11 protein-coding genes are annotated in these 13,639 nt (G+C 72.6%); 7 read left to right on the top strand and 4 right to left on the bottom strand.

The window, feature by feature from the left end:
* Positions 1-102 precede the first annotated feature (102 nt).
* On the top strand, positions 103-774 hold the full coding sequence (npdG, locus tag FLX08_RS04220; RefSeq protein WP_142616842.1) for an NADPH-dependent F420 reductase: 672 nt from the start codon (positions 103-105) through the stop codon (positions 772-774).
* A 120-nt stretch (positions 775-894) separates the two neighbouring features.
* On the opposite strand, the gene FLX08_RS04215 is transcribed toward npdG, so the two are convergent.
* On the bottom strand, positions 895-1,575 hold the full coding sequence (locus FLX08_RS04215) for an alpha/beta hydrolase (protein ID WP_142616841.1): 681 nt from the start codon (positions 1,573-1,575) through the stop codon (positions 895-897).
* 113 nt (positions 1,576-1,688) lie between these two features.
* Between FLX08_RS04215 and FLX08_RS04210 the strand changes: the two genes are divergently transcribed.
* Positions 1,689-2,867 (top strand): trans-sulfuration enzyme family protein, encoded by a 1,179-nt coding sequence (locus FLX08_RS04210; protein ID WP_142616840.1) that lies wholly within the window; start codon positions 1,689-1,691, stop codon positions 2,865-2,867.
* A gap of 52 nt (positions 2,868-2,919) precedes the next feature.
* Here the strand turns inward: FLX08_RS04210 and panB are convergent, their stop codons facing one another.
* The gene (gene panB, locus FLX08_RS04205) at positions 2,920-3,765 is read right to left on the bottom strand and encodes a 3-methyl-2-oxobutanoate hydroxymethyltransferase (protein ID WP_142616839.1); all 846 of its coding nucleotides are present in this window, start codon (positions 3,763-3,765) and stop codon (positions 2,920-2,922) included.
* A 201-nt stretch (positions 3,766-3,966) separates the two neighbouring features.
* On the opposite strand from panB, the gene FLX08_RS04200 reads away from it, so the two are divergent.
* From FLX08_RS04200 to FLX08_RS04190, 3 genes are all read left to right on the top strand, one after another.
* A complete protein-coding gene (locus tag FLX08_RS04200) occupies positions 3,967-5,265 on the top strand; it encodes an MFS transporter (RefSeq protein WP_142616838.1) in 1,299 nt (432 codons plus the stop codon).
* A 545-nt stretch (positions 5,266-5,810) separates the two neighbouring features.
* Complete coding sequence (locus tag FLX08_RS04195; protein WP_142616887.1) at positions 5,811-7,325, top strand: MFS transporter; 1,515 nt, start codon at positions 5,811-5,813, stop codon at positions 7,323-7,325.
* 7 nt (positions 7,326-7,332) lie between these two features.
* The gene (locus tag FLX08_RS04190; RefSeq protein ID WP_142616837.1) at positions 7,333-7,956 is read left to right on the top strand and encodes a TetR/AcrR family transcriptional regulator; all 624 of its coding nucleotides are present in this window, start codon (positions 7,333-7,335) and stop codon (positions 7,954-7,956) included.
* 458 nt (positions 7,957-8,414) lie between these two features.
* On the opposite strand, the gene FLX08_RS04185 is transcribed toward FLX08_RS04190, so the two are convergent.
* Positions 8,415-9,107 (bottom strand): response regulator, encoded by a 693-nt coding sequence (locus FLX08_RS04185; RefSeq protein ID WP_142616836.1) that lies wholly within the window; start codon positions 9,105-9,107, stop codon positions 8,415-8,417.
* Positions 9,104-10,753 (bottom strand): sensor histidine kinase, encoded by a 1,650-nt coding sequence (locus FLX08_RS04180; RefSeq protein ID WP_142616835.1) that lies wholly within the window; start codon positions 10,751-10,753, stop codon positions 9,104-9,106. The genes FLX08_RS04185 and FLX08_RS04180 overlap by 4 nt, the downstream gene beginning before the upstream one ends.
* A gap of 310 nt (positions 10,754-11,063) precedes the next feature.
* On the opposite strand from FLX08_RS04180, the gene FLX08_RS04175 reads away from it, so the two are divergent.
* Positions 11,064-12,002 (top strand): ABC transporter ATP-binding protein, encoded by a 939-nt coding sequence (locus FLX08_RS04175; RefSeq protein WP_142616834.1) that lies wholly within the window; start codon positions 11,064-11,066, stop codon positions 12,000-12,002.
* Positions 11,999-13,582, top strand: a complete 1,584-nt coding sequence (locus FLX08_RS04170; RefSeq protein ID WP_244312391.1) for a DUF1349 domain-containing protein — start codon at positions 11,999-12,001, stop codon at positions 13,580-13,582. The genes FLX08_RS04175 and FLX08_RS04170 overlap by 4 nt, the downstream gene beginning before the upstream one ends.
* Positions 13,583-13,639 lie beyond the last annotated feature (57 nt).

Below are 13,639 nucleotides of genomic sequence, written 5' to 3'. Positions count from 1 at the left end.
CCCATTGGTCAGATGGCCGGTCGACGCCGTCGAGTGACGGTTCGCGTCCTCTGAGGGACTCCCCGGGGCGGCTCTCGACGGTGACCTGGCATGATCGGAGGCATGGTTGAGCACACCACCGTAGACCTGCCCGACGTCTCCGCGCTGACCATCGGCATCCTGGGCGGCACCGGCGACCAGGGCAAGGGACTGGCCCGCCGGTTCTCGCTGGCCGGGCACACCGTCCTGATCGGCTCGCGCAGCACCGAGCGCGCCCAGGAGGCGGCCCGCGAGGTCGGCGTGCGCGGGGCCGCGAACGCCGAGGTGGCCGCCGAGGCGGACGTCGTGATCGTCGCGGTGCCCTGGGAGGGGCACAAGGCACTGCTGGAGTCCCTGCGCGAACCGCTCGCCGGGAAGATCGTGGTGGACTGCGTCAACCCGCTCGGCTTCGACAAGCAGGGGGCGTACGCGCTGCCCGTCGAGGAGGGCAGCGCGGCGCAGCAGGCGGCCGCGGTGCTGACCGGCAGCCGGGTGGTCGCGGCCTTCCACCACGTGTCGGCGGTGCTGCTGCTCGACCCCGCGGTGGCCGAGATCGACCTCGACGTGCTCGTGCTCGGCGACGACCGCGAGGCCACCGACGTCGTACGCGCGCTCGCCGGGCAAATCCCCGGCGCGCGCGGGATCTACGCGGGCCGGCTGCGCAACGCCCACCAGGTCGAGGCGCTCACCGCGAACCTGATCTCGATCAACCGCCGATACAAGGCCCACGCCGGCATCCGGGTCACCGACGTGTAGCCATCCGCGGTGACCCGCGAGTATCCGTACCGGTTCGAGGACCCCAGGACTTCGACCCGAAGGTGGACGGCGACCAGAGCGAGATGAAGATCTCCGGCCTGGCGTACGCCCGGCGGGGTGTCACGTGGCGGTGGCGAGCAGCCAGTCGGCCACCGCCTCCGGCGCGACGAGCTGGTGCAGGTGCTCGCCGGGGATGCGGGCGACCGGCCAGCCGCGCTCCCCGGCCTCGTGGGCAAAGGCGGCGAACGCGTCCGCGAACCACAGGTAGCCGCTCCTGAGGTGGTCCCAGCGCGCCGGCACCGGGATCTCCTCCTGGTAGTACGCGAGGGGCAGCCGCGCCTGCTCGGCCACGACCACCTGGCGGATCACGGGGTCGGGCAGGAGGGCGGCGACGTCGTCCTCGGGCCACCAGTCGGTCCATCGGGGCAGGACGCCCGCGTCGTCGGCGAGGGAGCGCAGGAAGGGGAGGTCCTCCGGCTCCGCCGCCTGGCACACGCCCTGGTGCGGCGGCAGGGCGGCGTCGACGAACAGGCACGCGGCGACCTGCCCGGCGAGGGCCTGCGCGATCAGCGGCACGAACAGCCCGGCGTTGCTGTGCGCCACGACGGCGAGCGGCCCGCGCGGCGCGCTCGCCGTCACCTCGCTCACCACCCGCGGCCAGTAGGGCGGCGGACCGGCCGTCACGTCGGTCAGCCGCGGCACCACGGCGGTGTGCCCGCGCGCCCGCAGGGTCTCGGCGACGGGGGCCCAGGTCGAGGGGCCGACGGAGGGACTGTGCACGAGGAGGAAGTCGACGTCCATCCCCTCATCCTCGCCGTGGGCGACGGCGGTGGGCGCCTTCTCCGCTCGCCGCGTAACCGGTCGCCGGGTGTCTAACCTGACAAGGAAGCCTTTTCTAGGTAATTGTGGACGCCATGAGCTCCTTGCATCCGGAAACGCGCGTCGTCCATCTGCCCCGGCCCACGCCGGAGGCCAGCACGCCGATCTCCATGCCGATCTATCAGACCTCGGGATTCGTCTTCGACGACCCGGCCATATTCGCCGACGGCATGGGACGGCCCGACGGGGCGTACGTCTACGGCCGCCTCTCCAACCCCACCGTGCGGGCGCTGGAGGAGGCGGTCGCCGGTCTGGAGGGCGGCGTGGCCGCCGTGGCCACCGGCTCGGGCATGGGGGCGATCAACGCCGTGCTGCTCGGCCTGCTGAAGTCGGGCGACCACGTGATCGCCCAGTCGGCGCTGTACGGCGCCACGGCCCAGACGCTGGCCGACCTCGCGGAGCGCTTCGGCGTCGAGGTCACCCGCGTGCCGGAGGACGACCCCGCGGCCGTACGCGCCGCCGTGCGGCCCACGACGAAGCTGCTGTATCTGGAGACCATCGCCAACCCGATGACGCAGGTGGCCGACCTGCCGGGGATGTGCGCGGCGGCGCGCGAGGCCGGGATCCTCACCGTGGTCGACAACACCTTCGCGTCGCCGGTCCTGTGCCGCCCCATCGAGCACGGCGCGGACATCGTCGTGCACTCCGTGACCAAATACCTGTCCGGGCACACCGACGTCGTCGGCGGGATCGCCGTGTTCGCCTCCGATGACGTGTATCGCCGGGTGTGGTCGTACGCGGTGGAGCTCGGCGCGACGACCGACCCGTTCGCCGCGTGGCTGACCCTGCGGGGGATGCAGACGCTGCCGCTGCGCATGGAGCGCCACTGCGCCAACGCCCGCGTGCTCGCGACGCGGCTCACCGAGCACCCCGCCGTGGCCGCGGTCCACTGGCCGGGCCTGTCGTCCCACCCGTCGCACGAGCTCGCGACGAAGCTCCTGCCGGACTTCGGCGGCGTGTTCTCCTTCGACCTCGCCGGAGGGCGTTCCGCCGGAGAGGCGTTCATGCGCAACGTGCGGCTCGCGCTGCTCGCGCCCTCGCTCGGCGGCGTGGAGACCCTGATCCTCCACCCGGCCACGACGTCGCACCGTACGGTGAGCGCCGAGGGCCTGGCCGCGGCGGGCATCGGCGAGGGGACGGTCCGGGTGGCCGTGGGCATCGAGCACGCCGAGGACCTGTGGGCCGACTTCGCCCAGGCGCTCGACGCGATCTGAGGGGTTTCACGGGAAAGGGCGGCCGCGGCGTGCGCGGCCGCCCTTCGCGGTGTCAGCGATAGGTGTGCTCGGGCCGGGGGAAGGCGCCGGAGACGACCTCGTCGGCGTACGCGCGGATCGCCCGGTCCATCTCTCCGGCCAGGTCGAAGTACTTCTTCACGAACTTCGCGGGCTGCGGGGTGAGCCCCATGAGGTCCTGCCAGACGAGGACCTGCGCGTCGGTGTCGGGCCCCGCCCCGATGCCGATCGTGGGGACGCTCAGCGACGTGGTGACCCGCTGGGCGAGGTCGGCGGGAACGCATTCGAGCACGACGGCGAAGGCGCCCGCGTGCTCCAGCGCCTTGGCGTCGGCCATGATCTCGTCACCCGCCTGCCCGCGGCCCTGCACCCGGTAGCCGCCGAAGGCGTTGACCGACTGGGGGGTCAGGCCGAGGTGGGCCACGACCGGGATTCCGGCCGACACGAGCATCTCCACCTGAGGGAGGACCCGGCGGCCGCCCTCGAGCTTGACGGCGTGCGCGCCGGCTTCCTTGATGAAGCGGGCCGCGGTCTCCAGGGCCTGCTGGGGTGAGGCCTGGTAGGAGCCGAACGGCAGGTCGGCCACGACCATCGCCCGCGACGAGCCGCGTACGACCGCGGCGGTGAGCGGGATGAGGTCGTCGACCGTGACGGGCAGGGTCGAGTCGTAGCCGTAGACGACCATGGCGGCCGAGTCGCCCACGAGCATCACCGGGATGCCCGCCTCGTCGAACACTCGCGCCGTCATGGCGTCGTACGCGGTCACCATCGGCCACTTCTCGTGGCGTTCCTTGGCCGCCGCGATGTCGCGGACGGTGACCCTGCGTCCCGCGGCCCCGCCGTAGAGGGCGGGCTTGGACACAACGGAAACAGAGGACATGGCTACCTCCAGGCCTCGTGGCGCCCCTGTGGCGTCCCCGGACAGTCAGATCATTGCATGCCGCCATGGGCTGGAACACCCCCATACGGGCGCCGTAATCCGGGCCGGCAGCCAGTGGGACTAAAGGGACGAAAGAGGCGACCCGGCGACAGAAATGTCCGGGGCACCCGGCACAATGCCATCCGGAGGTAAGGAACCACGATGGCTTTTGACCGTTACAGGCAGGTGCTCGCCCTGCCGGGTGTGCGGGCGTTGCTGCTGGTCGGCATGATCGCGCGAATTCCCCTCACCGGCACCGGCATGACGCTGACCCTGCACGTGGTGAACGACCAGAAGCTCGGGTTCCTCCAGGCGGGTCTGGTCGGCACCGCCTCGATGGCGGGCGCCGCGATCGGCTCGCCGCTCGTCGGCCGGTTCGTCGACCGGCGCGGGCTGCGGCCGGTCATGGCCGTGACGACCCTCGTGCAACTGTGCCTGTGGTGCGTCGCGCCGTCGTTGCCGTACGCCGTGCTGCTGCCGGGCGCGCTGATCGGCGGCCTGTTCAGCCAGCCGGTGTTCGGGACGATCCGGCAGTGCGTGGCCGCGATGGTGCCGAAGGAGAACCACCAGACCGGCTTCGCCCTCGACTCCATGGGCGTGGAGTTGTCGTACATGGTCGGGCCCGCCCTCGCCGTCGCGAGCGTGACGGCGTTCGGCAGCGCCGCGACGATGTACGGCGTGGCCGCCGGACTGGCGGGCTCGGGTGTGGCGCTGTATCTGCTCAACCCGCCCACCCGGTCGGCGGAGGAGGCCGCGGGGCACGAGGTTCACGTCCCGAGGCGGCAGTGGCTGCGCCCCGGCCTGCTCGCGATGCTCTGCCTGGTGTCCGGGCTCACCTTCGTGCTCACCACCACCGAGCTGAGCGTGGTGGCGATGCTCAAGGCGGACGGCGCGACCGCCTGGACCGGGCTGGTGCTCGCCCTGTGGTGCGCGTACTCGCTCATCGGCGGGTTCGTGTACGGCGGGCTCTCCCGGGGGCTGTCGCCCGGGCTGCTCGCGGGCGGCCTGGCGCTGCTGACCACGCCCGTGGGCCTGGTCGGCGGGGGCTGGGGCTGGCTGTGCCTGGCGCTGGCACCGGCCGGGCTGCTGTGCGCCCCGGCGCTGTCGGCCACCGTGGACGCCGTCAACCGGCGCGTCCCGGCGGCGGCCCGGGGTGAGGCCATGGGCCTGCACGGCACGTCGCTGACGATAGGAGGAGCCCTGGCCGGGCCCCTCGCGGGCGGGCTCCTGGACGCCCATGGCCCGGCCTGGGCCTTCGCCGTGTCGGGAGCGGTCGGCGTGGCGCTGGCCCTGCTCACCGCCCTCGTCAGGCGCGACGCCCCGGCCGCCGTCCTCGCACCGGGCGGATCGAGCGACGCGGCCGGGCCGGATCATGTGAGCGGTCTCGGAGTGGTGGCCGGAGCGGACATCGCGGCCGGGCCGGACGTCGCGACGCCCCTGCCCGCCCCCGTGCCGGAGTAGGAGCGGTGCCTGCTCCCGCGCGGGAGTAGGAGTGGTGGGCACCCCAGCGCGAGAGCGAGACCGGGTGCCCGCCCTCGCCGTGGCGCAGGACCAGGGCGGATCGGGGGATTGAAATACGCCCCGGAGTGGGAATAGAACCGGCCCCCACGTGGATTTACAGGGGGCCGCGGTTGTCCCTCGGGGCCGCCGCGCGAAGGCGTCCGCCGCCCGCTCCGGGTGGTTGTCGGCGGTCCGCTCCGGGTGGCGTACGCCTGCTCGGGGGCGGCCGCGGGAGACGCCGCCGCGCCTCCGGGCACTCCGGAAGGCGCGGATGCCGGGGACGCGCGAGACGGGGGCCGGCGCCTCGGCCGAGTCCCTCTAACCCAACTGACCAGCGGATATGGCGGCACCGTCCCGGATTATGAAACGGTCCCGTTGCGTATCGGAATGACCAACGCTACGCTTGCGTTGCGAAACTCAGTCGTATCGAAATCATGGGGGAATCCGTGGAAGCTTCCGCAGAAGCTCATACAGGTCACCCACGCCGGTGGCAGGTCCTCGGCGTGATGGTGTTCAGCCTGCTGGCCGTCGTCCTCGACAACACCATCCTCAACGTGGCGATCAAGACGATCGCCGATCCCGTCCACGGGCTGGGCGCGACCCAGAGCGAGCTCGAATGGGCGATGAACTCCTACACGCTGGTGTTCGCCGGCCTGCTGTTCACCTTCGGGGTGCTGGGCGACCGCTACGGGCGTAAGCGGATGCTCATGGCGGGCATGGTCCTGTTCGGCCTGGCCTCCCTGGCCAGCGCGTACGCGCAGGACCCGATGCAGCTCATCGCGGCGAGGGCCCTGATGGGCCTCGGCGGGGCCGCGATCATGCCGGCCACGCTGGCGATCATCTCGAACGTCTTCCCGATCCACGAGCGGGGCAAGGCGATCGGCATCTGGGCCGGCGGCGTCGGCATCGCCGTGGCGATCGGCCCGATCACGGGGGGCGTGCTGCTTGAGCACTTCTGGTGGGGCTCGGTCTTCCTCGTCAACGTGCCCATCGTGATCATCGGCCTCGCGCTGATCGCCGGGATCGTGCCCGACTCCAAGGACCCGAACAAGTCCGGTCTCGACCCGATCGGTGTGCTGCTTTCCATCATCGGCCTGATCGCCCTTGTCTACGGCATCGTCCGGATCAGCGACCTCGGCACCGTCGCCGACGTTTCGGTCATCGTGCCGTCGCTGCTGGGTCTCGCGATCCTCGCCGCGTTCGTCTGGTACGAGAGCCGGATCGACCACCCCGCCTTCGACGTGCGCAACTTCCGCAACGCCGGCTTCTCCACCGCGATCGCCACCGTCGGCCTCGTGTTCTTCGCGGCCATGGGCGTGATGTTCTTCCTGGCCTTCTACTGGCAGATCGTCCGGAACTACTCGCCGCTGCAGTCGGGGGCGCTCGTGCTGCCCTTCGCGGCCGCTCAGCTGATCTTCGCGCCGCAGAGCGCGCGCATGGTGCAGAAGTACGGCGCCCGCGCCGTCGGCACGGTGGCCATGCTCGTCATCACGCTGGCCCTGGCGTGCTACGCCTTCGTGCAGGTGGACACCCCGATCTGGATCCTGCTGGCTCTCGGCTTCATCCAGGGCGCCGCGATGGCCAACATCATGCCCCCCGCGACCACGGCCATCATGAACGCGCTGCCGCGTGAGAAGGCCGGCGTGGGCTCCTCGATGAGCAACGTCGTCCGGCAGGTCGGCGGCACGCTGGGCATCGCCATCCTGGGCGCGGTCCTGTCCGCGAGCTACCGCAGCGACATGGAGGACAAGGTCACGGCCCTGCCGGAGCAGCTCCGCCACGTCGTGACCGAGTCCATCTCCGGCGCGGCCGGTGTCGCGGAGAACCTGGGCCCGCAGGGCGCGAAGCTGCTCGACGCCGCGAACACCGCGTTCGTCGCGGGCGTTCACTGGGCGGCCCTCGGGTCGGCCCTCGTCGCCCTCATCGGCACCCTCGTGGTGGCCCGCTGGATGCCGGGCAAGTCTTCGGTCAACGCCGCGATCGACAAGGCTGAGATCGAAAAGGAAGCGGCGGTAGTGTGAACTTGTCATGAAGACGCAGCAGACGGCTGAGGGGGTGGCCCGCCCGGCGGGCCGCCCGCGCAGCGAGAAGGCGGAACGGTCGATCATCGAGGCCACCCTCGAACTGCTCGGCGAGGGCATCGGCGTGTCGGAGCTGTCCATCGAGTCGATCGCGGGTCGCGCCGGTGTGGGGAAGACCACGATCTACCGCAGGTGGTCCAACAAGGAAGACCTGGTGGTGGACGCACTCGCGACGCTCAAGCCGCCGATCCCGCTGCCGCAGGGCGGAACGGTGCGAGACGACCTGGTGACCTACCTCCGGGTGATTCAGGAGGAGACCCGTCACCATCGCACGCGCTGCATCATGAACATCGCCATGAGCGACTCGGAGCGGCATCCCCGGCTGGCGGAGCGGTTCCGCGAGCTGGCCGTGGAGCCGCGCAGGGCGGTGGTGGCGGCGGTTCTGCGGCGCGGCATGGAGACCGGGGAGCTGCGTGCGGACCTCGACATCGACATGGCGCTGGCGCTGCTCAGCGGGGCCATGATCTGGTCCACGAAGTGGTCCCACTCCGGCGAGTCCGATGCCGGCCTCCCCGAGCGGATCGTCGACGAGGCGCTCAAGGGCTTCCGCCCCCGCAACTCCGAGCAGTGACCCGTCCATCCACCCGCGAGCTGTAACCCCGTCCCTCGACCCCCGAGCTGTGACCCGGCTCCCCAGCCCCGCGCCGTGATGCGGCCCTCCATCTCTGAGCGGTGACTAGGTCCGTGCGGCGGACGGCCGTACGGACCGCGCCGGTCACCGTCGTGCGCCGCCGTCACCCTCGTGCCCCACGTACGGGAGCGGCGCATCGAACGGCACGACGGAGCGGTGCGCGGAACGGCATGCAGACCGAGCGCCGCGCTGGGCATCCTCGTGGGATGCCGGGTACCACTGGCGGGAAATGGACGCGAGGGCGGGCGGTCGTCTGCCGGCGACGCCGTCTCTTATCAACATCTCCGATGACCCCGTGACCGATGCCGGACGCCTGCCCGGCATCGGTCACGGTTTTCTTGTCTCAAGCCCGCCGCGCCGCCATACCGCCGGGTGCCGACGGCCATCGGGTGGCATTGTCAGGTCGGCCCGGCCGGGTTGAACCGGTCACCGGCGGAGCGCGGCACGACCAGTCCCGTCTCGTACGCCATGACGACGGCCTGGGTCCGGTCGCGCAGGCCGAGCTTGCCCAGCACCCGGCTCACGTGCGTCTTGACCGTCTCCTCGCTGACGGTCAACCGGTCGGCTATCTCGGAGTTGGACAGCCCTTCGGCCACCAGCCGCAGCACCTGCGTCTCCCTCGGGGTGAGCGCGGCCGGGACGGCGGGCTCGGGCGCCGGCCGCAGGCGGGCGAACTCGGCGATGAGGCGGCGGGTGATCGAGGGGGCCAGCAGCGCATCGCCCGCCGCCACGACGCGGACCGCCTCGAAGAGGCGCTCGGCGGTGACGTCCTTGAGCAGGAAGCCGCCCGCCCCGGCACGCAGCGCGTCGTAGACGTACTCGTCCAGGTCGAAGGTCGTCAGGATGAGGACTCGCGTTCCGGAGCCGGCGAGCCGCCGGGTGGCCTCGATGCCGTCCATGACCGGCATGCGGATGTCCATGACGACGACGTCCGGGCGTAGTTCCCGGCACATCCGGACGGCCTGCGCCCCGTCGGGCGCGGTCGCGACCACGGCGAAGTCCGGCCGGCTGCCCAGCAGTTCGGCGAAGCCGGTGCGGACGACCGGATGGTCGTCGGCCACCACGACACGGATCGGCGTCCCGTCGGTCACGGACGTCCTCCCGCAGGGCCGGCGGGTGCGGCAGGGCCCCACCAGCGGTCAGGACCGCCGGGAGCGCCGGAGGCCTGGAAGTCATCGGCATCCGGAAGGCGGGGGAGACACGCCTCCACGACGAATCCGCCGCCGGCCGCGGAGCCGATGCGCAGTTCGCCACCGACGGCGGCGGCCCGTTCCCGCATCCCGGCCAACCCGTGACCGGCCAACCCGTGACCGGCCGATCCGTGTCGCGCCCACTCGTGTCGGGCGAATCCGTGACCGGCCGATTCATGTTCGGCCGATTGCTGTCCGGCGAGTTCGTGACCGGCCATGCCGCCGGGCAGGTGCACGGCTTCGGATGGGACGGCTGCGACGGGCATCACGGCGCCGCCCGGCCCGCGCAGGCCGTCGGACCCGCCGGTGCCGGTCGCCGTGCCCGAGGAGAGCGGAATGCCTGGGCCGTTGTCCCGTACGTGCAGCCGGAGAGCGTCGCGGGTGTAGTGCAGCTCCACGTCCACGGCGGCGCCCGGTGCGTGCCGCCGGGCGTTGGTGAGCGCCTCCTGGATGATGCGGTGGGCGGCGAGCTCGACGCCGGGATCGAGCACGGCGGGGGAGCCGCTGAGAACGAGGCGCACGGCCGTTCCCGAGGCGTCGCGCGCCTCGTCGAGCAGCGCGTTCAGCTCGGCCGGCCGCAGGCCGGGCTGCGGGCGCAGATCCGCCGCCCCTTCCCGGTCGTCCTCGCGCAGCACGCCGAGCAGGCGCCGCATCTCGGTCAGCGCCGCGCGGGCGGTGTCGCCGATCGCCCGCAGCCGCTCCGCCCCGGCGGACGGCATGCCCGGCACGGCGACACGGGCCGTCTCCGCCTGCACGGCCACCATGGAGATGTGGTGGGCGACCACGTCGTGCAGTTCCCGGGCGATGCGCGCCCGCTCGCCGCGGGCGGTGTGCTCCAGGAGGGTGCCGGCGATGACCTGCCGGGCGGCCAGGCTGTCCGCGGCCTCACCGGTGGCCCGCCGGGCGACTCCGGCCAAAGCCGCCGCCGGGGCGATGCACGCGAGCAGCAGGACGAGGACGCGCGTCTCGCCCTCCGCGGGAACGAGCATCGCAACCCCTCTGGGCAGGGTCCAGGCGGGCAGGCCGAGCAGCGCCGCCACGACGTACGGCGCGGCGAGCAAGAGGCCAAGCCGCCGCGCTCCGATGAGACCGAGCCGATAGAGGCCGACCGCCACAACGACGGCGCCCGCGACGGTGAGCGTCCGGAAGGCCGTGAACGACAGCACGCCCGCCGCGCCGACGACCAGGGCGGCGGCGGTCGGCTGGGTCCGCAGGAACACGACCGGCACCGTGGTGGCCAGGGCGAGCAGGCCGAACGCGACCAGACGCAGTGACGCCCCGCCGGGATCGGTCCCCGGGCCGGTGACCGGCATGACCATCGTGCCCATGCCCGTATCCACTGGGGTGCCCGCAGTGCTCGCGGCCATGCTCACCGGTGCGGTCACGCCGTGCTCGAACAAGGGTGGCGCCGTCGCGGCATGTCCGAACAAGAGCGGCGTCGCGCCGCGGGCGTGTGCGACCGCTTCCGCCAGGGCGAGCAGGGCAGCGAGCACACCCAGCGCGATGGGCGAGTACGAAGCACGGAAGAAGAAGGCACGGAGGAACAAGGCACGGAAGAAAAAAGCACGGAGGACGGACACCTCGCCTTGCACGGGGAGAGCGGAGGTCCCGCCTTGCGCGGAGCGGGCGGAGGTCCCGGCTCGCACGCGGCCGCGGAGGGCGGATGTCCACGCGCGAGGAGGCCACCCCCGCCTGTCTCTCCGGTCGTCCGCTCGCTCCACGGGAGGTGATTGTCCCAGGCAATCCCTTTTCGGACATCCCTCACAGGAGGGATGGAAGGTCCCTCACGCCGGGGAGGGCGAAGATCGCTCCCCGCCGTGACGCCGAGCGTTCCCGCCGCCGCCTAACCTGCCGGGCATGCGAGCCGCCATCGAAGTAATCGGACTGCGTAAGCGCTACGGCCCCACCGTGGCGCTGGACGGGATGTCCTTCACCGTGCTGCCGGGCCGGGTCACGGGTTTCGTCGGGCCCAACGGCGCGGGCAAGTCCACCACGATGCGGGTGATCCTCGGCCTGGACACGGCCGACGAGGGCTCCGCGCTGGTCGGCGGCCGGCCCTACCGGAGCCTGCGGGCTCCTCTGTGCCAGGTCGGCGCCCTGCTGGACGCCGCCGCGCTGCAGCCTTCCCGTACGGCACGCAACCACCTGCTGTGGCTGGCCCACTCCCAGGGACTGGGTGCGCGACGGGTCGACGAGGTGATCGAGCAGGTCGGGCTGGGGGCGGTGGCGCGGCGCAGGGCGGGCGGGTTCTCGCTCGGCATGCGGCAGCGCCTCGGCATCGCCGCCGCGCTGCTCGGGGATCCGCCCGTCCTCATGCTGGACGAGCCGGTCAACGGCCTCGACCCGGTGGGCATCGTGTGGATCCGCGGCCTGCTGCGGTCCTTGGCCGCCGAGGGGCGCGCGGTGCTGGTGTCCAGCCACCTGATGAGCGAGATGCAGGACATGGCCGACCACCTCGTGGTCGCGGGCCGGGGACGGGTGGTGGCGGACACGAGCGTCGCCGACCTGATCGCCGCCGCCTCCGACGGGCGGGTCACGCTGCGCACGACCGCGCGTCCGGAGGCGATGGAGGTGCTGGCCCGCGCCGGGGCCAGGGTGGCCGTCCAGGACCGCGACACGCTCACCGTCTCCGGGCTGGAGGCCGGGCGGATCGTCGCCCTTCTCGGCGCGAACGACGTGCCGTTCTCCGAGGTGGCCGCGCACCGCGCGTCGCTGGAGGAGGCGTACATGGAGCTGAGCCGGGACGCGGTCGAGTTCCGCGCCACGACCCCCGGAGACGGGACGGCGACCTCATGACGGACTCCACGACTGTCGTGACTGGCCACGGGGCGAACGGGCGCGACGGCTTCCGGCACCTCGTGCACGCCGAATGGACCAAGTTCAGGACCGTACGCGGCTGGGTGGCCGGCATGGCCGTCGGCGTGGCGCTCGTCGTGGCGCTGGGGCTGATGTCCGCGGCGGGCAGCCACGCCTCCTGCGGCATGGGCGACGTCGAGACCGCCTGCACGCTCACGACCGGGCCGGGCGGTGAGGCGGTGAGCGACCGCTTCTTCTTCGTCCACCGCCGGCTGGACGGCGACGGCTCGATCACCGTGCGGGTCGACTCCATGACCGGGCAGATCCGGCTTCCCGACGCCACCCCGGGGGTGCGCAACGTCGTGGCCGGAGTCGTGCCGTGGGCGAAGGCCGGGATCATGGTCAAGGACGGCGTCCGGGAGGGCGCGTCGTACGCCGCGGTCATGGTCACCGCCCGGCACGGCGTGCGGATGCAGCACGACTTCACCGAGGACGTCGCGGGCGGGCCCGGCGGCGTTTCGCCGGGGTCACCGCGCTGGCTGCGGCTGACGCGGTCGGGCGGCACTCTGACCGGCTACGAGTCCGACGACGGCAGGCGGTGGATCGTGGTCGGCACGGCCCGCCCGGCCCGGCTGCCGGCCACGGTGGAGGCCGGGATGTTCGTGGCCTCCCCGGGCGACCTGACGGTGAGCAGAGGGAACCTGGGCGGCGCCTCCGTCCAGGTGCGGTTCACCGAGGCGACCGCCGTCTTCGACCAGGTCCGGCTGGAGGGACGGGTGGAGGGCCGGACGGGCGGCACGTGGAGTCACGACGACGTCGGCGTGGCGTACGAGCCCGGCGGCAGGACACCCCACCACCCGGGCCGCTTCACCGAGTCCGGCGGAACGTTCACGATCACCGGGGTCGGCGACGTCGCCCCGAGCACGGAGGGCATGCGGATCGAGAGCACGCTCTCCGGCCAGGCCGCCGGGCTGGTCGCGGTGATGGTGGTGGCGGTGCTGTTCGTCACCGCGGAACACCGGCGGGGCCTGTTCCGCACCACCCTGCTGGCCGCGCCACGGCGGGGCCGGGCGTTCGCCGCCAAGACGGTGGTCATCGGCGCGGTGGCCTTCGCCGCCGGCCTGACCGCCGCCGCCCTCACCGTGCCCCTCGGCGCGCGCATCCTCCGGGCGAACGGCAACGCCGTCCTCCCGGTGAGCACGTTCACCGAGCTGCGGGTCGTGGCCGGTGTCGCGGCGCTGACGGCCGCCGTCGCGGTCCTCGCCCTCGCCTGCGGCGCCCTGGTGCGGCGCGGCGCGGCGGCGGTCACCGTGGTGGCCGGGCTCGTCGTGGTGCCGCACATTCTCGCCACCGCCTCCGTCCTGCCCCTGGGCGTGGCGCGGTGGCTGCTGCGGCTCACTCCGGCGGCCGGGTTCGCGGTGCAGCAGAGTGTCCCGGAGTACGCGCAGGTGCTCGGCTACTACAGCCCCCAGGGCGGCTACTATCCGCTGCCGCCCCTCGCCGGGCTCGCCGTTCTCTGCGGCTACGCCGCGCTCGCCGCCGTCCTGGCCGCCGTACGCATGAGCAGGGCCGACGCATGAGCAGGGCCGGCACATGAGCAGGGCGGACGTCAGAGCAAGGGACACACGGTGAGTAAG

This window comes from Microbispora hainanensis, from assembly GCF_006874475.1.
Taxonomy (GTDB): domain Bacteria; phylum Actinomycetota; class Actinomycetes; order Streptosporangiales; family Streptosporangiaceae; genus Microbispora; species Microbispora hainanensis.
This window is presented reverse-complemented; position numbering and strand designations above follow the sequence as displayed.